The 17,778-nt window shown below is 65.3% G+C and carries 18 protein-coding genes; 7 read left to right on the top strand and 11 right to left on the bottom strand.

Annotation, left to right across the window (positions count from 1 at the left end; genetic code table 11):
- The first annotated feature begins 38 nt into the window (after positions 1 to 38).
- A complete protein-coding gene (locus BIWAKO_RS11620; RefSeq protein WP_069878810.1) occupies positions 39 to 968 on the top strand; it encodes a lipid kinase in 930 nt (309 codons plus the stop codon).
- Positions 969 to 1,041: 73 nt separating this feature from the next.
- Here the strand turns inward: BIWAKO_RS11620 and BIWAKO_RS11625 are convergent, their stop codons facing one another.
- Positions 1,042 to 1,926 (bottom strand): LysR family transcriptional regulator, encoded by an 885-nt coding sequence (locus tag BIWAKO_RS11625; protein ID WP_069878811.1) that lies wholly within the window; start codon positions 1,924 to 1,926, stop codon positions 1,042 to 1,044.
- Positions 1,927 to 2,026: 100 nt separating this feature from the next.
- Between BIWAKO_RS11625 and BIWAKO_RS11630 the strand changes: the two genes are divergently transcribed.
- Complete coding sequence (locus BIWAKO_RS11630; protein WP_069878812.1) at positions 2,027 to 2,626, top strand: GNAT family N-acetyltransferase; 600 nt, start codon at positions 2,027 to 2,029, stop codon at positions 2,624 to 2,626.
- Entirely contained in the window at positions 2,623 to 3,795 is a 1,173-nt protein-coding gene (locus BIWAKO_RS11635) for an MFS transporter (protein ID WP_069878813.1), read from the top strand. Before BIWAKO_RS11630 ends, BIWAKO_RS11635 begins: the two co-directional genes overlap by 4 nt.
- 53 nt (positions 3,796 to 3,848) lie before the next feature.
- On the opposite strand, the gene BIWAKO_RS11640 is transcribed toward BIWAKO_RS11635, so the two are convergent.
- From BIWAKO_RS11640 to BIWAKO_RS11670, 7 genes are all read right to left on the bottom strand, one after another.
- A complete protein-coding gene (locus BIWAKO_RS11640) occupies positions 3,849 to 4,577 on the bottom strand; it encodes an SDR family oxidoreductase (protein WP_069878814.1) in 729 nt (242 codons plus the stop codon).
- Positions 4,574 to 6,229 (bottom strand): FGGY-family carbohydrate kinase, encoded by a 1,656-nt coding sequence (locus BIWAKO_RS11645; protein ID WP_069878815.1) that lies wholly within the window; start codon positions 6,227 to 6,229, stop codon positions 4,574 to 4,576. The genes BIWAKO_RS11640 and BIWAKO_RS11645 overlap by 4 nt, the downstream gene beginning before the upstream one ends.
- A complete protein-coding gene (locus BIWAKO_RS11650) occupies positions 6,226 to 7,281 on the bottom strand; it encodes a LacI family DNA-binding transcriptional regulator (RefSeq protein ID WP_069878816.1) in 1,056 nt (351 codons plus the stop codon). The genes BIWAKO_RS11645 and BIWAKO_RS11650 overlap by 4 nt, the downstream gene beginning before the upstream one ends.
- Positions 7,282 to 7,379: 98 nt before the next feature.
- Positions 7,380 to 8,192: an SDR family NAD(P)-dependent oxidoreductase gene (locus tag BIWAKO_RS11655; RefSeq protein WP_069878817.1), complete on the bottom strand. Its 813-nt coding sequence runs from the start codon at positions 8,190 to 8,192 to the stop codon at positions 7,380 to 7,382.
- On the bottom strand, positions 8,189 to 8,923 hold the full coding sequence (locus BIWAKO_RS11660; RefSeq protein ID WP_069878818.1) for an SDR family NAD(P)-dependent oxidoreductase: 735 nt from the start codon (positions 8,921 to 8,923) through the stop codon (positions 8,189 to 8,191). The genes BIWAKO_RS11655 and BIWAKO_RS11660 overlap by 4 nt, the downstream gene beginning before the upstream one ends.
- 46 nt (positions 8,924 to 8,969) lie before the next feature.
- The gene (locus BIWAKO_RS11665) at positions 8,970 to 10,292 is read right to left on the bottom strand and encodes an MFS transporter (RefSeq protein ID WP_084651268.1); all 1,323 of its coding nucleotides are present in this window, start codon (positions 10,290 to 10,292) and stop codon (positions 8,970 to 8,972) included.
- A gap of 34 nt (positions 10,293 to 10,326) precedes the next feature.
- Positions 10,327 to 11,220 (bottom strand): alpha/beta hydrolase, encoded by an 894-nt coding sequence (locus BIWAKO_RS11670; RefSeq protein WP_069878819.1) that lies wholly within the window; start codon positions 11,218 to 11,220, stop codon positions 10,327 to 10,329.
- Positions 11,221 to 11,355: 135 nt separating this feature from the next.
- On the opposite strand from BIWAKO_RS11670, the gene BIWAKO_RS11675 reads away from it, so the two are divergent.
- A complete protein-coding gene (locus BIWAKO_RS11675; RefSeq protein ID WP_069878820.1) occupies positions 11,356 to 12,276 on the top strand; it encodes a LysR family transcriptional regulator in 921 nt (306 codons plus the stop codon).
- A gap of 41 nt (positions 12,277 to 12,317) precedes the next feature.
- Here BIWAKO_RS11675 and xerD read toward each other — a convergent pair whose 3' ends face one another.
- Together xerD and BIWAKO_RS11685 are read right to left on the bottom strand one after the other, a co-directional pair.
- Complete coding sequence (gene xerD / locus BIWAKO_RS11680) at positions 12,318 to 13,247, bottom strand: site-specific tyrosine recombinase XerD (RefSeq protein WP_069878821.1); 930 nt, start codon at positions 13,245 to 13,247, stop codon at positions 12,318 to 12,320.
- Entirely contained in the window at positions 13,244 to 13,390 is a 147-nt protein-coding gene (locus BIWAKO_RS11685) for a histidine kinase (protein ID WP_069878822.1), read from the bottom strand. The genes xerD and BIWAKO_RS11685 overlap by 4 nt, the downstream gene beginning before the upstream one ends.
- A gap of 156 nt (positions 13,391 to 13,546) precedes the next feature.
- On the opposite strand from BIWAKO_RS11685, the gene BIWAKO_RS11690 reads away from it, so the two are divergent.
- The 3 genes from BIWAKO_RS11690 to BIWAKO_RS11700 are packed head-to-tail and all read left to right on the top strand — an operon-like array spanning position 13,547 to position 16,604.
- The gene (locus tag BIWAKO_RS11690) at positions 13,547 to 14,137 is read left to right on the top strand and encodes a shikimate kinase (RefSeq protein ID WP_069878823.1); all 591 of its coding nucleotides are present in this window, start codon (positions 13,547 to 13,549) and stop codon (positions 14,135 to 14,137) included.
- A gap of 18 nt (positions 14,138 to 14,155) precedes the next feature.
- Positions 14,156 to 15,298, top strand: a complete 1,143-nt coding sequence (aroB, locus tag BIWAKO_RS11695; RefSeq protein ID WP_069878824.1) for a 3-dehydroquinate synthase — start codon at positions 14,156 to 14,158, stop codon at positions 15,296 to 15,298.
- A gap of 13 nt (positions 15,299 to 15,311) precedes the next feature.
- The gene (locus BIWAKO_RS11700; protein ID WP_069878825.1) at positions 15,312 to 16,604 is read left to right on the top strand and encodes an HlyC/CorC family transporter; all 1,293 of its coding nucleotides are present in this window, start codon (positions 15,312 to 15,314) and stop codon (positions 16,602 to 16,604) included.
- Here BIWAKO_RS11700 and BIWAKO_RS11705 read toward each other — a convergent pair.
- Positions 16,594 to 17,697: a calcium:cation antiporter gene (locus BIWAKO_RS11705; protein ID WP_069878826.1), complete on the bottom strand. Its 1,104-nt coding sequence runs from the start codon at positions 17,695 to 17,697 to the stop codon at positions 16,594 to 16,596. The genes BIWAKO_RS11700 and BIWAKO_RS11705 overlap by 11 nt on opposite strands.
- Positions 17,698 to 17,778: the final 81 nt, after the last annotated feature.

Here is a 17,778-nt window from a genome sequence, read left to right on the forward strand (position 1 = left end):
CACCTGCCTTGCCCGATGTTCTGCCAACCCAAGAGCCGATGAGCCAATTGACCCAGAAGCGCGCGCTGCTGCTGCGCAATCCCAAGGCGCGGCGTGGCCAGGAGTCGATTACGCCGCTGCTCGAACGACTGGAGGGCGGTGGGCTCACTGTAAGTGTTGAAACCTTCGAGGCGTTGCCCGAGATCGCCCGCGATATCGTACGCCTGCGCCATATGGCGGACCTTGTCATCGTTTGTGGTGGCGATGGTTCGGTGTCCTCTGCGGCGCTCGCGGCGATGGAAAGCGGCCTGCCGCTGGGCATCGTCCCGATGGGCACGGCCAATGATCTGGCTCGAACGCTCGACATCCCCATGGATTTGCTTGGAGCCGCCGATGTGATCGCGCGTGGCGAAACGCGCCCGGTCGATGTCGGCACGGTCAATGGGCACGCCTTCTTCAATGTCGCGAGCATCGGGTTGAGCAGCGAGCTCGCGCAAAGTCTCGATCCGGTGCTGAAGAGGCGTTTTGGAAGGCTGGGCTATGCGCTGGCGGCCATGAAGGTCATGACCCGGGCGTCGAGGTTCAGCGCGACCATCACGGAGAAGGGGCGGGCGATCGACGTCGAGACCTATCAGATCGCGGTGGGCAACGGGCGGCACTATGGCGGTGGCAATGTGGTGCAGGAGGATGCCGAGATCGATGACGGGCATCTCGACCTCTACAGCCTGGAGATGAAGAACCTCTGGAAGCTGGCATTGATGCTGCGTTCATTCCGCTCGGGAACTCACGGTGCGTGGCGCGAGGTTCGCACGGCGAAATGCGTCGAGTTCGACATCGAGACGAAGAGGCCCATGCCGATCAACACCGACGGCGAGATCGTCACCGCAACGCCGGCTCATTTCAAGGTTCACCCCAAGGCCATCTCGATCTTCGCGCCAGCCATCGGCACGCGTCCCGGCACGGTTCGCCCTTCCCTGTATCATCGCTGACCGCCGGTACTGCCGCGCTTGCCGCTGCTTCGCAGCAGGCACACCGGGGGCATCGGACCCTGCCCGAAAATACTCAGACGGACAGTTTGCCTAGTGCGCGGATCGTTTCCGAGAGCCCTCTATGCAGCTTCTTGTCACGGCGGACGACGATCGCCAGGGTGCGCTTGAGGGGTGGGGTCAGGCTCCGGACCGCGACCCCTGTTGGAGCCCGGTGCCCCGCGACTGCCATGCCTGGCAGGACGGCACAGCCCAACCCCGCTCCGACGAGTTCCTTGATGGCTTCCACGCTCCCCAAGGACATGATCGGCCTGAGCGTCACCCCCGCCTGAGAGAGCCACGCATCGGCGATGCTGCGCGTCCTCCCGCCGGGCTCGAAGAGGATAACGGGGCGGCCTTCGAGCCAGGCCGGGTCGACCTTGGCGGGGAGCGGCATGTCCTGCGGCGCGATGAGGACGAACTCGTCGTCGAGCACCGGGGTCACGTCCAGCATGCGGCCTGCCGCAGGCAACGTCACCAATGCGACATCGATCGCGTTCTCCTCGATGGCCTTGAGAAAATCGGTCGTGTTGCCGGTGGTGACCGTGATCTCGAGCGTCGGGAATTTCCGGCGGAGTTCCTTCAGCACCGGTGGCAGCAGATAGATGCAGGCCGTCGCGCCTGTCCCGAGCCTGACACGTCCCATCGCGCCCTTGCCATGCCGTGCCATGGCTTCGGTCGCGCCGCCGACCAGGCGGCCGATCTGGTGTGCATAGCCCAGGAGTTCATCGCCCGCCGGGGTTGTCTGGCATTTGCGGCCGATCCGTTCGATCAGCGTCACTCCCAGACGTCGCTCCAGCTGGCGCAATTGCAAGCTGACGGCCGGCTGCGAGAGCCCTCGGCGTTCAGCCGCGGCGGTGAAGCTGCCCAGCTCCACGACGTCGACGAAGGCCTGCAGCTGGTCGAGACTGAGATTGGACACCCAAAGAATATCTCATGCTCCGCATAATCAGGCAAATCTTCCTTAATGCCCGGGGGAGGCCTAGCGAAGGTGCCAGGACCCATCTTCGAAGAGCGAAACAATGCCCAGCCTGGCGGAATGCCCATCGCAGCCATCGGCCATCTCATCGTCCAGGGTCGCGATCCGCGCGGCGCAAGAGCGCGACCTCGAGACCATCCAGGAGATTTATGCGCACCATGTTCTGCATGGGCTCGCCAGCTTCGAGACCGTTGCGCCTTCGCTCGAGGAGTTGGCGGCCAGGCGCGCTGCCGTCCTCGATCTCGGCCTGCCCTTCCTGGTGGCGGAAATCGACGCAGCGGTCGTCGGCTACTGCTATGCGACGTGCTACCGGCCCCGGCCCGCCTATCGATATACGGTGGAGGATTCCGTCTATGTCGCGCCGGGAATGGCAGGGCGCGGCATTGGGAGCCGGCTCCTGGCCGCCCTCATCGACCACTGTGAGAGGGGCCCCTGGCGCCAAATGGTGGCCGTCATCGGCAATAGCGACAATCGCGGTTCGATCGCCTTGCACGGTCGCATGGGCTTCGAACCGGTCGGCACGTTTCGGGCAATCGGCTTCAAGCTGGGAGGGTGGTTGGACACGGTGCTGATGCAAAGGGCGTTGGGCCAGGGAGCCCTTACGCCGCCAGATGACGGTTCGTATCCATCGGCCTCGGCATGATGCGCCGTTGGGCTGTCTTCAATCTCGGTCTCACGCAGCTCATCTCGTGGGGGGTGACGTATTACCTGATCGGGGCATTCGGCAACCTGATCGTCGCGGATACCGGCTGGTCGCGCGAGGCGGTCTACGGAGGGTATTCGCTTGCCCTCCTGGTCATGGGGCTGAGCTCTGCGCCGATCGGCGCATTGATCGATCGGAGGGGCGGGCGCTCCGTCATGATCGGCGGAGCGTGGCTCAATGCGCTCGGCTGCCTCCTGCTCGCGCTGGGAGGCAATCTCGCGCTCTACTTCACGGCCTGGTTCATGCTTGGATTGGGCATGCGCATGTCGCTCTATGACGCTGCCTTCGCCACCCTGGCGCGGTTGTTGGGCAGCGACGCGCGCCGCCCGATATCCCAGATCACGCTTCTGGGAGGCCTGGCCTCGACGGTCTTCTGGCCGATCGGCAGTGCTCTTGCGGAAACCCTGGGCTGGCGGGGAGCCGTGTTCGCCTATGCTGCGATTTCTCTGCTGGCGATCCCGCTTCTGACCACATTGCCCGTCGCCTCGCGGCCGATCATCTCGTCCTCCCGGTCCAGCACCGGCCGCATCGAAACCCCGCGTCGGAAGGTTTGGGCGGCAGGCCTGTTTGCCTTGATCGTGACGCTGGCGAACTTCCTGAATTCGGGAATGTCGGCGCACATGATTGCGATGATGGTTGGCCTCGGATTGAGCGCGTCGACTGCAATCATGGCCGCGAGTTTCCGTGGTATCGGCCAGTCGGCGGCGCGCCTCTGCGAGGTGCTGTTCGGAGCCCGGGTCGATCCCATTGCTCTCAACCTCTTTGCCACCGTCGTCCTGCTCGTCAGTTTCGTCGCCGGCTTCCTGGCGGTGTCGACATGGCAGGCTGCGCTTGTCTTCGCCTTCATGTACGGCGCCGGCAACGGCTTGCTGACGATCACGCGGGGAACCGTGCCGCTCATCCTGTTCGATCCGGCGAGTTACGGACGCTTCGTTGGAACACTCGTGGCCCCGAGCTTCCTGCTATCGGCCACGGCGCCGATCGCCTACGCGGCCACGATCACGCGCTATGGCGACGCGGGTGCGCTGCTTTTGTCGGCCGCAGTTGCAGCGGTCGGGGCCCTTGCGGCGCTCGCCCTGTTTGTTCTCAGCCATGTGCGAGCATCCTGACCAGAGCGAAGCCAAGCTGAACCGCCGACATATCTGGCTGCCATGGATGCGGATTAGAGGTCGGTGCTCTGGGGCAGGATCACGAGATCCCGGATGGTGACGTTCCGCGGCCGGGTCAGCATGAAATGGACGGCTTCGGCGACCTCCTCGGCTTCGATCAGACCGCTCCTGGCGCGCTCCGCCTCGAGCTTCTCCTGTGGCCAGTCGGCGATGAGGGCGGTCACGACCGGACCCGGCAGGACTGCCCCGACACGGAGCCCATGCGGAATGACCTGGCGCCGCAGGGTATGAACGAAGGCCTGCACCGCATGTTTGGAGGCAGTGTAGATCGGCTCCCACACCACTGGCACAATGCCGGCGATCGAGCTGGTGACGAGGATATCGCCCGTCTTGCGCGCGGTCATATGCGGCAGCACCGCGTGGATGCTGCGGAATACGGCATTGATGTTGAGATGCAGCATGCGATCCCAGGCGTCGGGATCTCCGTCGCTGACGGGTCCGCCGACATAGGCCCCGGCATTGGCGTGGAAGATGTCGAGTCCTCCGGCCCGCTCGAGGATCTGCGGCATCATGCCGGTGACGGAGGCCGCATCGGCCAAGTCCACGACGAGCGGTATCGCTTCCGGGCCGAGAGGCTCGGTGACACGGGCCAGTGCTTCGCGGTCGCGATCGACGAGAACGACGCGCGCGCCGGCCACGAGCAGCCGTTTCGCGCAGGCCAATCCGATCCCCGATGCGGCGCCGGTAATCGCGGCGACTTTTCCGGCCAGTTCCTGGGTCACGTCATCGCCTCCGACACGGCATGATCATTCGTCTCCTGCAGCAGAGCGCGCGCCGCGCGCGCGGCTGCCTGCAGCGTTTCAAAGGCAGCAAAGCGCCTGTCGTGCAGCCGGGAGATGTCGCCGCCAACCGGGGCGAAGACGCTGGCGCCCGGTGCCATCTCGTCCATGGCTTGCGCGAGGCCCTCAAATATTCCGGCTGCCGCCGCGCCGAGCATCGCGGAACCGAGAAGGACGGGATCGACCTCCTCCGGAACGAGCATGGGCAGCCCGGCACAGTCCGCAAGCAATTGCCGGATCAGCGGCGTACGGCCGGCGCCGCCGCTGAGCACGATCGCTTCGATCGTCGCCCCCTTGGCGCGGCTGGCCTCGATGATCTGCCGGAGGCCGTAGCCGATGCCCGTCAGCCCGGCGACATAGAGCGCGACGAGATGGTCGAGATCGCGTTCCATGCCAAGGCCTGCGATCAGGGCCCGGGCCTGCGGATCGGCATGTGGCGACCGGTTGCCGAGAAAATCCGGCACGACGACGAGACCTTTCGCAAGATATGCGGCCTCTGAAGGGACATGCACCCGCATCGCGGCTTGCGCGGCGAGCCAGTCCGGCAATGAGCAATGTTCTGCCGCCGCACGCTGCTGCGCCTCCGGCGCTGCCGGATGAAATCCGATCAATTGTTCGATCGCGGCGCCGGCGCCGGATTGACCGCCCTCGCTGAGCCAGAGATCAGGCGCCATTGCCGAGAAGTAGGGGCCCCACACGCCGGGAATGAAGATCGGCTCGCGGCTGCTTGCCATGGTGCAGGCGGAGGTCCCGAAGACATAGGCCATGCGGGTCAGTGCCGTGCCGTGCGACGAGCGCACACCAACCGAGCCGACACCGCCGGCATGAGCGTCGATCAATCCCGCCGCAACGGCAGTGCCCGGCTTCAGCCCGAGCTCGGCCGCGGCCTTTTCGGTCAGCCCCCGCGCAAGCGCAGTGCCTCCGGGAACGATCTCCGTGCCGACGCGGGCAAAGCCATCCTCGCCGAGATCGCCGAGTCCGATCCGGTGGAAATAGCCAGAATCCCAGCGCGCTTCATGTGCGAGGTAGGTCCATTTGCAGGTCACCGTGCAGGTCGAGCGCGCCAGCGAGCCGGTTGCCCGCCAGGTCAGGAAGTCGGCGAGATCAAGGAACTGCCAGGCCGCATCATAGGTGGCCGGCAGGTTTTCCTTGAGCCAGAGCAGCTTGGGCGTCTCCATCTCGGGCGAAATCGTGCCGCCGACATAGGCGAGCACCGGATGGTTCGTGCGGTTGATGCGTTCGGCCTGATCGAGCGCACGGTGGTCCATCCAGACAATGATGTTGCGGTCCGGATCGCCGTGGGGACCGACGGGCAGGGGAACCCCACTCTGCCCGAGCACGACCAGGGAGCATGTCGCATCGAAGCCGATACCTGCGATGGCCTCCGGCGCAAGCCGTGCCGTCGCCATGGCCTCGCGGACGCAGGCGCAGACGGATTTCCAGATGTCACCACTCGACTGCTCGGCGATGTCCGGCCCGTCCCGATACAGCGCGATGCCGTGCTTCGCCGTCGCGAGCGTCCGCCCGCTCCGGTCGAAGATACCCGCGCGGGCGCTCGCGGTGCCGACGTCAATGCCAATGAAGTGCTCTGTCATGTCCTCGCGATCCAGTCGGAAAGGGTGGCATCAGCCGCGCCGGGCACGAGATCGCGAACGGATTCGCGGACCTGCAGGCTTGTCTGCAGCACGATGCGTTGTGGCGCCGAGCCGTCGCCCGCCATGCGCGCGCGCAGGCGCTGCCAGACGGCTGCGGCGATCTCCGCGATCGGCTGCCGGATTGCGGTGAGGCCGGTCTTGCGCGCGCTCATCCAGGGATAGTCGTCGAAACCGACCACGGAGACCGGATCGGGGATATCGACCCGCAGGCGGGCCAGCGCCGATAGCGCGCTCAGCGTCGTGACGTTGGTCAGCGCGAGGACTGCGCTCGGCTGCGGGTGCCGCTCGAGCCAGTGCAGGAAGGCACCAGCCCCGCGTTCGGCATTGGAACCGAGCTCGACGACGACGGCTTCGCGACCGATCGCCGCCCGGATCAGGTCGCAAGCGCCGCGCGTGCGCTCGCGGATCGGCGAAATGCCGAGGCTCGAGGCAGCGACGACGATATCGCGATGGCCCCTGCCCAGCAGATGCCTTGCCGCGATCTCGCCGGCTTCGCGATTGTCGATCGCGACCGTGTCTACGATGCAGCCTTCGGGCGGAACGCGATCCGCGAAAACAAGGGGCAGCCGACCGATCTCGCGATCAAGTCCTGCGGGCACGTCGTCGCTGCAGGGTATCGCGATCAGGCCGGAAGGCCGCCAGGCCAGAAGGGCACGCAGCCTTGACTGTTCCAAGGCGGTATCGTCACGCGAGCTGGCGACGATGATGTCATAGCCGTCGGCCTGCGCCATCACTTCGAGCTGGGAGACAAGCGAGGTGAAGAACACGTCGTCCAGGTCCGGCACGAGCACGCCCACGACCTTCGCCTGTCCCGAGCGGAGCTGCGAGGCCGCGCGGTCGACCTGGTAGGACAGCTCACGCGCCGCCTTCTGGACCCGCTCCTGGAGATCGGCATTGACCGGCTTGTTGCCGCTGAAGACGTTCGACACCGTGGCGATCGACACGCCAGCGAGCGCAGCTACCTCCTTGATCGTGACACGTTTCGTGCTCACCGCATCAACCTGTTAAACGTTTTACAGTAAAACGTTTAACAGGCGCTGCCGCCTCATGCAACTGTCGTGCACCAGGCAGAGGTGAGAGGTGTTCGCGACTAGGGCGACTGTACAGTCCCGACGTCGCGCCCGATCCTTGTGTAGATGCCGGCACCAATCATGCCGCCATCGACGGCAAGATCCGCGCCGGTGATGAAACGGCTATCGGGGCCGAGCAGAAACATCACCGCGCCGGCAATCTCGTCCGGGTCGGCGCCGCGCGCCAGCGGCGTCATCATCCGGTTTCCTTCGTAGAAGGCGGTGGCGCGCTGAGCGTCGTAGCCTCCGTTGGGCTGATTGATCATCGGCGTATCGACGAGCCCCGGGCAGATCGTGTTCACCCGAATTCCGCGAGCCGCCAGTTCGATGGCAGCAGCCTTTGCGAGACCGCGCAGCCCCCATTTGCTGGCGGTGTAGGCGGCGCTGTAATAGCCGGTGAGGCCAGCCGTGGAAGACACGTTCACGATCGACCCACCGTCGGCCATGTGCGGCGCCAGGTGCCGGATACCCAGGAAGGCGGCATTGAGGTTGACGTTCAGCACGGCCAGCCACTCGTCATGCGTGGTCTCCGTGACGGCCTTCCGAAGCGTGATGCCGGCATTGTTGACCAGCCCCGAGAGCGAGCCTCCAAGCGTGCCGGCAGCAGCGAGGATCTCCGCCCAGGATTCCTCCCGCGATATGTCGGCCGTGACGACACTCAGCCTGTCCGTCGTGCCACCCCGGACTGACCAATGCGGGTGATCCGACCCGAGCACGTCGGCGACCACAACCTTCGCGCCGACTGCGAGAAGGCGCGACACCTCGGCTGCGCCTTGCCCTCTTGCCCCACCGGTGACGACGAAGACGCGATCCTGCCAGAAGGATGAACTCACGACCTGCCGATGCCTCCGTCGACACCCAGGACGTGGCCGGTGATGTAGCCGGCGGCATCGGACGCGAGGAAGCTCACGGAATCCGCGATCTCCGTCGGCTGCCCCATGCGTCCGAGCGGCGTGCGACCGAGATAGATCGCCTTCTGCTCGGGATCGGCGTGCATCCATGCACTCATCGGGGTTTCGATATAGCCGGGGGCGATGGCATTGACGCGAATGTTCAGGGGGCCCCACTCGATGGCGAGACATGATGTCAGGTGCGCGATTGCTGCCTTGGCTGCAGCATAAGGGGCGCAGTTGGGCCGGGCCTTCAAGCCGGCATAGCTCGACAGGTTGACGATCGAACCACCGCCGCCGTCCTTCATGACCCGCGCAGCGGCCTGCGCTCCAAAGAACGCCGCCGTCAGATTGACGTCGATCGACTTGCTCCAGTCATCGACCGTGATGTCGAGTGCGGCCTGGCGCTCCAGGAAGCCCGCATTGTTCACCCAGATGTCGATGCGGCCGTGATCGGACGCGATCTGAGCGACGGTGTTCTGCAGCGCGGCGGTGTTCGCGATGTCGACGATCCGGCGATCGATCCCGGCCGAGCCCGGTCCGTCGTGGCGGTCGAGCGCGATGACCTTGGCGCCCTCGGCATTCAGCTTCGCGCAGACGGCTGCTCCAATACCGCCGCTCGCGCCGGTCACGACGGCGATCTTGCCCCGATGGGCTTTCTGGCAATCTTGCATGGTCCCGTTCCTGGAAAATGGGCCGCACGTTGTGCGGCCCGGCTGGTCAGCGACCGCTGCGGATCTGGCTGAGGGGCACGCCGCGGGTTTCGCGGATCATGATCGCGGCGATGACGGCGAGTGCGCCAAGGACCATGATGTAGAGCGAGAACACCCAGGACAGTCCGATCGAGCTCAGCCAGGCGTTGAGATAGGGGGCCGTGCCACCGAAAATCGCGACCGAAAGCGACGACAGGAAACCGACGCCGAGCGCCCGCTGCTGGGTCGGGATCTGCTCTGCGATCAGGGTCGGGTAGATCGAGGCGATGATCGCCCAGACCGCCAGGCCGATGCCTTGGGAGACGAAGAGGGTCCAGGGTTCGTTCGTCAGGATCGCTGCGACGGGAATCGGTGCCAGGATGAGCCCCAACCCATAGACGAACACCATCGGCTTGCGGCCGAACTTGTCGGCGAGATGCCCGAAGAAGGGCAGCAGACAGAGAACGACGAGCTGCGCGAGCAGGCTCGCGATGAAGGCTCCGCGAGCGTCCATTCCGCGTGCGGAGATCGCAAAGCTCGGAGCGAAGGTCACCCAGGTGTAGTAGGCGACATTGGAGCCGGCCGAGAAAAAGACCACCTTCAGCAGGATCTGCAGTTTGTCCCGGCCATTCATCGGCGCGACAACCGCAGGTGCGGCTTCGTCCGCGTCATAGACCGGGGACTCATGCGCTGCGCGGCGCATGTAGAGCGCGAACAGACCGAGGATGCCACCGAACGCGAAGCCGAGACGCCAGCCATAAGCCATCATGTCCGCCGGCGAGAAGAGCGACGTCAGCACGATACCCAGGAGGGTCGCCGCCATGACGCCGAGCGTCACGCTGATGAAGACGCTGCTTGCCCAAAGGCCGCGCCGTTCGGCGGGAGCGATCTCTGCAACATAGGCATAGGAGACGCCGGACTCACCGCCATGTGCCAGGCCCTGCAGCAGGCGCGCGATCAGCAACAGTGCCGACGCCCAAATCCCGATGTTCGCGTAAGAGGGGATGAGGGCGATCATCAGGCTGGCCGCAGCCATCGTCGACATCGTCACGATCAGGGTGTTCTTGCGGCCGATCCGATCGCCGAAGCGCCCGAAGATGATGCCTCCGATCGGTCTCGCAACGAAGCCAACCGCAAAGACGGCGAGCGTCGAGAGCAGCGCGGATGTGGAGTCCGTCTTCTCGAAGAAATTGGCTGCGAGATAGACGGCGAAGGTGCCGTAGAGTGTCCAATCGAACCACTCGAGCAGATTACCGACCGCGGCTGCTCGGAGCGACTGGAGCGATTTGCTCCTGGCGACGCGATCGTGTGGACGCGCGGCCTCGCCGCCCGCCAGAATATCGGCTGACATGAATTCCTCCCTGATGGCTCTTCGGCCGTTCTGTTTAGAGATGAGTCGAGAACCAGCGCGCTGCCGCGCTGCTCGTCGTCTCGAAATGCTGCTGATAGGCGCAGTAATGGCCGCCCTGGAGCAGCAGCAATTCCTTGGGCTCGCGCGCCTGGGTGAATGCGTCGAGCTGAAGATCGGTCGGCGTCTGAAGGTCGTTGTCGGCAACGATCATCAGGAGCGCTGCGGGCCCGATCCGCGACACCCATTGCCCTGGCTCGTAGCTGCGCGCGAGTTCGAGAGAGCGAATGGTCACTTCGTTGCGCCATTCGGGGCAGCGCGCGGCCTGTCCGATCATGTAGTCGTATGATTCCGCGCCGGGATAGGCGACGTCCGGTCCCTCATCCTGCCCGACCTCGCGCATCGTGCCTGGCGGTTGTCCGTTCAGGCGCGCCAACCGGTCATCCGCGAAGAAGCGCTGGAGCTTATCGGCGTGGCGCGGGTGGATCTTCCGCAGGCCGGACAGGTAGCCGCTGATCGTCGGAACCTGGCTCACCACGCATTTCACCCGGCGATCGGTGGCACCGACTGCGAGGACATGGCCTCCGCTGTAGCTGGTTCCCCAGATCCCGATGCGCTGCGCGTCGATTTCGGGGCGCGAACAGAGATAGGTGATCGCAGTCCTGTAATCCTCCTGCTGCCAGGCGGGATCGATCTCCTGGCGGGGCAGTCCGGAGCTCTTGCCGAGCCGCCGATAATCGAAGGTCAGGCAGGCGATGCCCTGTGCCGCAATGATGCGGGCATAGTCCTCGAGATCACCGCCCGCGACCATTCCCCAGCCGTGTCCGAGGGCAACGGCGGGAAGCGGTCCGCTCGTCGACGGCAGATGGAAGGAGCCGCGAATGACATCCTCACCGGCGCGAAATTCCACAGGGGTGGTTGAAACGTCCATTCGCCTGTCCTCCTGATCCGTCTTGGCGCTGGCTGCGGGAACGGATCTATTTTCAAGAGGTTTTGGCGAATGGTGCCTCTTGATCAACGCCGCCAAACAACTTTATCAATCGGCATTCCCGATTGATCAGGCGCCATGGATCTCCGCAAACTCGATTGCTTCCTGGCCGTGGCTCACCGGCTGCACTTCGGTCAGGCCGCCGAAGCATTGGGCGTGAAGCAATCCGTCGTGTCGGAGTCGATCAAGTCGCTCGAGAGCCATCTTGGAGGTCAGCTGTTTGAGCGGACGAGCCGGCGCGTATCGCTCACAGCTCTTGGGCAAGCCCTGCTGAAGGATCTCGAACCACCGGTCAATGCGCTCAGGGCAGCGCTTGGCGATGCGCGAAGACGCGCTCAGGGCCAGCAGACCGAATTGCTCGTCGGCTACCTCGGCGGCGGATTCTACGAGCTCACATCGGCGGTCGTCGCGGAGTTCGCTCGCTCTCGTCCCGACATCTCGCTCCGCTTCGTCGAGCTCAACTATCTCAACCAGGGATCGGCGGTCCTGGACGGCAAGGTCGACGTGGCGCTGGCGAGGCTGCCGCTTGCGACACACAGCCTGACGCGAGGCGCCATTCTCTTCCAGGATGCACGCACGCTCGTTGTGCCAAGCGGACACCGCCTGGCGGCCCACAAGCTGGTGGATCCAGAAGAGCTGCAATACGAGCGAATGGTCCGATTGCCCGCCGGCGCAGCGTCCGACGAGTGGTGCAACTATCATTTTCCGCGCGTGACCCCGTCGGGGCAGGCCATCGCCGACGGACCCGAGATCGCGACGGTGCGAGAAGGGCTGGTCGCGGTCGCAGCCGGCCAATGCGTCATGACCTTGACCTCGCGAGCCCGGAACTATTTCGCCCATCCTGGCGTCGAGTTCATCGAGATTGATCTGCCGCCGATTCAGAGCGCCCTGACCTGGCGCACTTTCGATCACCGCTCAGGGCCCCGAGATCTCGAAATGGCGGCAAGGGCCGTCGCTGCCCGCCTTGGCACGCTCGCCCTGGCAGAAGGCCCGCGCTGATCGGGCGGCCTCGCAATTCCGGTCTTCGCGGGGCCTGGCGGTCAGCTCTCGTCGGCCAGCGGGTGCAGGTCGCGCACCATGCTCTTCAGGCGCTCGTCGAGGACATGGGTGTAAATCTGGGTCGTGGCGATATCGGCGTGGCCGAGCAGTTCCTGCACGACGCGAAGATCCGCACCGTTCTGCAGCAGGTGGCTGGCGAAGGCGTGGCGCAGCACGTGCGGGCTCAGCGTCGCCGCCAATCCTGCTGCCCCGGCCAGCATCTTGAGGTCGCGGCCAAAGGCCTGGCGCGTCAGATGCCCACTCTCGCCATCGGACGGGAAGAGCCAGCGGCTGTCCGCGCCTCCAGCCTGGCGCAGTGCCTCCAGATAGCTGCGTGCGGCCTCGCGGGCAGCGTCGTTCAGCGGCACCAAACGGTCCTTGTTGCCCTTGCCTCGCACGACGAGAAACCGCTCGCGCGTCGTTGCCGCGGAGAGCGGAAGTGCCATCAGTTCGGACACGCGCAGGCCCGTGGCGTAGAGCATCTCGATCAGGCAGCGCATGCGCAGGGCCTTCAACCGCGCCGCCGGGGTAAGACCATCCCGTTCGCTGAGGAGCCGGGCCGTCTCGATCAGGCGATCGACATCGGCGACGGAAACGACCTTGGGCAGCGGCCGGCCCTGCCTTGGTCCGTCGATCGCAGCGGAGGGGTCGGCGCCCGTCAGCCCTTCCGTATAGAGGAAGCGATGGAACTGGCGCACCGCGGAAAGCCGGCGCGCTGTCGAGGATGGCTTCAGCCCGCGCGCGGCAAGATCGGCGAGCCAGTCCCGGATGTCCTGGGCGCCGATGGAGCCGAGGTCGCCGCGACCGGCGATGAAGCCGGTATAGTCATCGAGGTCGCGCTCATAGGCCTCGAGCGTGTTCTTCGCCGCGCCGCGCTCGGCCGCGAGCATGTCGAGAAAGGCCGTGATCCGGCTGCGCGCCAGCCGGCTCATCGCTGCTGCAGCTTGGATGGCGGCACGATCTCGACGATCTCGCGCTGCTCCGGCTGGACGAAGGTGACCAGCGCGACCATTCCGGCGAAGATCAACCCGCCGACGATGGCGAGAAAGGCGATGAATCTGAAGAGGGTCGGCACGGGCCGGATGTCTCCTGGAACCTTGCCCCGATTCAGGACTATCCGGTTATTCCCGATGCCTGGCGGTTCGCGCAAGTGCAGACCGGTTCATCAGCGTCGTGAGGGCATGACGTCGGCCGACAGCTCATGCTAGACCGGCTGCGAGGAAATGCCGCGATGACAATAGCCGACCCCATCGAGAACCTGGACAATTCCGAGTTGCGCAGTCTGCTCGGAAAGCGCGCAGTCGTGCTTGTCGGCATGATGGGCTCGGGCAAGAGTTCCGTGGGGCGGCGGCTGGCAACGCGGCTCGGCCTGCCTTTCGTCGACGCCGACGTCGAAATCGAGACTGCGGCCGGCATGACGATTCCCGAGATTTTCGCGCAGCGCGGCGAAACCGAGTTCCGTGACGGCGAGAGGCGCGTCATCAGCCGGGTTCTGGCGACGCGCGCGCCGCTCGTGCTCGCGACCGGGGGTGGCGCCTTCATGAACGCGGAAACGCGGGAGCGCATCATCGAACTCGGCATCTCGATCTGGCTCAAGGCGGATGCCGATGTGCTGATGCGCCGGGTGCGCAAGCGCTCCAACCGGCCATTGCTGCAGACGGCCGACCCTGAAGCGACGATGCGGCGGATGCTGGCGGAGCGCGAACCGGTCTATGCTCTGGCTGATGTCACGGTGACTTCGCGCGATGACCCCCATGAGGTCGTCGTCGAGGAGGCGATAGTCGCGCTCGATCGCCATTTGCGTTCCCTTGAGAGCCTTTGAGCTGCTGAGAGCGAAGACATGACCAAACCTGCGAACGAGAAGTCCGGCGCGCGGATCGTGGTTCCCGTTGCGCTCGAAGGGCGCGGCTACGACATCCATATCGGCCGCCACCAGCTTTGCGAGGCGGCGAGCCTGATCGCCAGCTTCGCGCCTGGCGCTAAGGCGGCGCTGGTTACCGACGAGCATGTCGCCGGCCTGCATGCGCCCGCCTTCGAAACCTGCCTCCAACAGGCGGGCGTTGCGACCACGCGGATCGAGATTCCGCCCGGCGAGGCGTCGAAATCCTATGCCCGGTTCGCGGCACTCTGCGACGCGCTGCTCGCTGCGAAGATCGAGCGCAACGATCTCGTCATCGCCTTTGGTGGCGGGGTGGTCGGCGACCTGACCGGTTTCGCGGCGGCCGTGCTCAGGCGCGGCGTGCGCTTCGTGCAGATCCCGACGACGTTGCTGTCGCAGGTCGATTCATCCGTCGGCGGCAAGACAGGGATCAACTCCTCGCATGGCAAGAACCTGATCGGCGCCTTCCACCAGCCAGCCCTGGTCATTGCCGATACGGCGCTGCTCGATACGCTGAGCGAGCGAGAGTTCAAGGCTGGCTATGCCGAGGTTGTGAAATACGGGTTGATCGGTGACCCGAATTTCTTCGACTGGTGCGAAGTCAACTGGAGCCGCATCATTGCAGGCGGACCCGAGCGCGATCATGCTGTCGCCGTGTCCTGCCGCGCCAAGGCGGCGATCGTGGCACGGGACGAACGCGAGGAGGGGGACCGCGCCTTGCTCAATCTCGGCCATACCTTCGCTCACGCGCTGGAGCGCCTGACTGGATATGATGCGAGCCGGCTGGTGCATGGTGAGGCGGTGGCGATCGGTCTTGCGCTCGCCTTCCGCTTCTCGCAGCGGCTCGGCCTTTGTTCCGGACAGGATGCAGGGCGGGTCGCGGCACATCTCGATGCCGTCGGCCTGCCGAGCCGATTGCAGCAGGTACCGGGCGGGGCCGGCAGCACGGAGGAGATCGTTGCCGCGATGACCCAGGACAAGAAGGTCAAGCGCGGCGTGCTGACCTTCATCCTGGCGCGCGGCATCGGCAAGAGCTTCATCGCGCCGGGCGTCGCGGCGGACGAGGTCAGGGACTTCATCGAGGCCGAGCTCGCGGCCGCCTGAGCACGCTGGGTCCATGCTCGAGAATATCAACCCCTGGCTGGCCGCGCTGATCGTCCTGATCTGCCTGTTGCTATCAGCCTTCTTCTCGGGCAGCGAGACGGCGCTGACGGCTGCCTCGAAAGCCCGTATCGCCGCGTTGGAGAAGGCGGGAAGCCGACGGGCTGGCATTGCGATGCGGCTGCTGGCGATGCGGGAGCGGCTGATCGGCGCCATGCTGATCGGCAACAATGTTGTCAATATCGGCGCCTCGGCCTTCGCCACCAGCGTGCTGGTCGCGGCCTTCGGCGACGCCGGGGTGATCTATGCGACGGCCGTGATGTCGGTCCTCGTGATCATCTTCGCGGAGATCATGCCGAAGACGGCGGCGATCGCGAAGCCCGACCAGGCGGCGCTGCGGCTGGCGCGGCCGGTGGCCTGGGTCGTTGCCGTGCTGGGTCCGCTGACCCTGGCGATCGAATGGTTCGTCCGGCGCTTCCTGCGCCTCTTCGGTATCCGCATCGACGAGAACCAGTCGATCCTGACGCCCAACGAGGAGCTGCGTGGTCAGGTCGACCTGATGCACCAGGAGGGGGCGGTCAAGAAGGCCGATCGCGACATGCTCGGCGGGCTGCTCGATCTGAAGGAGCTCGGTGTCGAGGACGTGATGATCCACCGCACCAAGATGCGGACGATCAATCTTGATATCGGACCGGAAGCGATCGTGCGCGAGGTCTTGGCCTCGCCCTATACGCGGATGCCGCTTTGGCGCGACAAGCCTGAGAACATTGTCGGTATCCTGCACGCCAAGGACCTGCTGCGGGCGCTCGACGCTGCCGGCGGCGATGCCAGCAAGCTCGACGTGGCGCAGATCGCGCTCGCGCCCTGGTTCACCCCGGTCACGACCTCGCTGCCTGATCAGCTCAAGGCCTTCCTGGCGCGCAAGACCCATTTCGCGCTTGTCGTCGACGAGTATGGCGAGGTGATGGGGCTGGTGACGCTCGAGGATATCCTCGAGGAGATCGTCGGCGATATCCGCGACGAACATGACATCGCGGTGCCGGGGCTGCGCCAGCAGGTGGACGGTTCGGTGGTCGTCGACGGTGGAGTGCCGATCCGCGATCTGAACCGCGCGATGGACTGGGACCTGCCCGACGAGGAGGCGACGACGATCGCCGGCCTCGTCATTCACGAGGCCCGCACCATCCCCGAGGCCGGGCAGGCCTTCACCTTCCACGGCTTCAAGTTCGAAGTGGTGCGCAAGAGCCGCAACCGCGTGACCTCGCTCCGGATCACCCCGCTGGCGCTGGCCCTGGCCGCTACGGGCTGAACACCAGCACCAGGAAGACGAAGAAGACGCAGAGATGCACGGCGCCTTCCAGCATCGTCGTGCGTGAGCCGGTGAAGGTCAGCGTGCTCAGCATCAGCGTCATCGCCAGGATGACCATATTGGTGGCCGACAGGCCGAGCGTGACCGGCTGGCCGGTGAGAAGGCCGATGCCAAGTACGGCAGGCACCGTCAGGCCAAGCGTCGAGGCTGCGGCACCGAGGCACAGATTGATCGCGCGCTGAAGCTGGTTCGCATTGATCGCGCGCAGGGCCGTGATGCATTCCGGCGTGAAGACGACCATCGCGATCAGGATGCCGCCGAGCGCCGGGGGGGCGTCGAGCTTGGCGATGCCGAAATCGAGCACGGCCGCCAGGCTCTTCGCCAGGATGACGATCGGCAGGATATTGGCCAGCAGCAGGGCGATATTGGGCAGGAGGCTCCCGGATGCGGCGTGCCCGACCTCTTCGACCTGATGCTGCGCTTCGCCGTTGCGTGCCGGCAGGTCAGGCTCGATGAAGAAATCGCTATGGCGGCCGGTCTGCAGGATCAGGAAGGACGCGTAGAGCGCCAGCGTGAACAGCGAGAAGCAGATGGCCTGCAGATTGGTCAGCGTGCCGTCGCTGGTTGAGGTGGTGAAATTCGGAAGGACCAGCGCGATGACCGTCAGCGGGATGATCACGACCAGATAGGCGGTGGCGCCCTGCAGATTGTAGCTCTGCTGGAAATGGCGCAGGCCGCCGAAGATCAGCCCGATGCCGACGACGCCGTTGAGCACGATCATCAGCACGGCGAACATCGTGTCGCGGCCGAGTGTCGGCGCCCCCGTCGCCCCGAGCATCACGGCTCCGATCAGCGCCACCTCGATGATGACGATCGAGAGCGTCAGGATCAGCGTGCCATAGGGTTCGCCCAACCTGTGCGCCAGTTCCTCCGCCTCATGCACGACGCCGATGGCCGACCAGGCGATGATGCCGAGCAACCAGGCAAAGATCAGCATGGACAGCAAGGGGGAGCCAAGCTGCCCGAGAATCGTCTTGCCGAAGAACAGATAAGCAAGGACCGAGGCCCAGGCGCAGGTGAGGCGGATGATCATGCTGGTCAAATACAGAACCCATTCTTGTGGCAGGTGGGCGACAAACGAGACATCGCCCGGCGAGGACGCCGGGCGATGGAC

The organism is Bosea sp. BIWAKO-01, assembly GCF_001748145.1.
Taxonomy (GTDB): domain Bacteria; phylum Pseudomonadota; class Alphaproteobacteria; order Rhizobiales; family Beijerinckiaceae; genus Allobosea.

Excerpts from the sequence above, each read along its gene's own strand:
- aroB (WP_069878824.1), top strand. The coding sequence starts at position 14,156 with ATGACCAAACCTGCGAACGAGAAGTCCGGCGCGCGGATCGTGGTTCCC.
- BIWAKO_RS11660 (WP_069878818.1), bottom strand. The coding sequence starts at position 8,923 with ATGCAAGATTGCCAGAAAGCCCATCGGGGCAAGATCGCCGTCGTGACC.
- xerD (WP_069878821.1), bottom strand. The coding sequence starts at position 13,247 with ATGAGCCGGCTGGCGCGCAGCCGGATCACGGCCTTTCTCGACATGCTC.
- BIWAKO_RS11700 (WP_069878825.1), top strand. The coding sequence starts at position 15,312 with ATGCTCGAGAATATCAACCCCTGGCTGGCCGCGCTGATCGTCCTGATC.
- BIWAKO_RS11620 (WP_069878810.1), top strand. The coding sequence starts at position 39 with ATGAGCCAATTGACCCAGAAGCGCGCGCTGCTGCTGCGCAATCCCAAG.
- BIWAKO_RS11670 (WP_069878819.1), bottom strand. The coding sequence starts at position 11,220 with ATGGACGTTTCAACCACCCCTGTGGAATTTCGCGCCGGTGAGGATGTC.
- BIWAKO_RS11630 (WP_069878812.1), top strand. The coding sequence starts at position 2,027 with ATGCCCAGCCTGGCGGAATGCCCATCGCAGCCATCGGCCATCTCATCG.
- BIWAKO_RS11665 (WP_084651268.1), bottom strand. The coding sequence starts at position 10,292 with ATGTCAGCCGATATTCTGGCGGGCGGCGAGGCCGCGCGTCCACACGAT.
- BIWAKO_RS11645 (WP_069878815.1), bottom strand. The coding sequence starts at position 6,229 with ATGACAGAGCACTTCATTGGCATTGACGTCGGCACCGCGAGCGCCCGC.
- BIWAKO_RS11705 (WP_069878826.1), bottom strand. The coding sequence starts at position 17,697 with ATGATCATCCGCCTCACCTGCGCCTGGGCCTCGGTCCTTGCTTATCTG.
- BIWAKO_RS11690 (WP_069878823.1), top strand. The coding sequence starts at position 13,547 with ATGACAATAGCCGACCCCATCGAGAACCTGGACAATTCCGAGTTGCGC.
- BIWAKO_RS11675 (WP_069878820.1), top strand. The coding sequence starts at position 11,356 with ATGGATCTCCGCAAACTCGATTGCTTCCTGGCCGTGGCTCACCGGCTG.
- BIWAKO_RS11635 (WP_069878813.1), top strand. The coding sequence starts at position 2,623 with ATGATGCGCCGTTGGGCTGTCTTCAATCTCGGTCTCACGCAGCTCATC.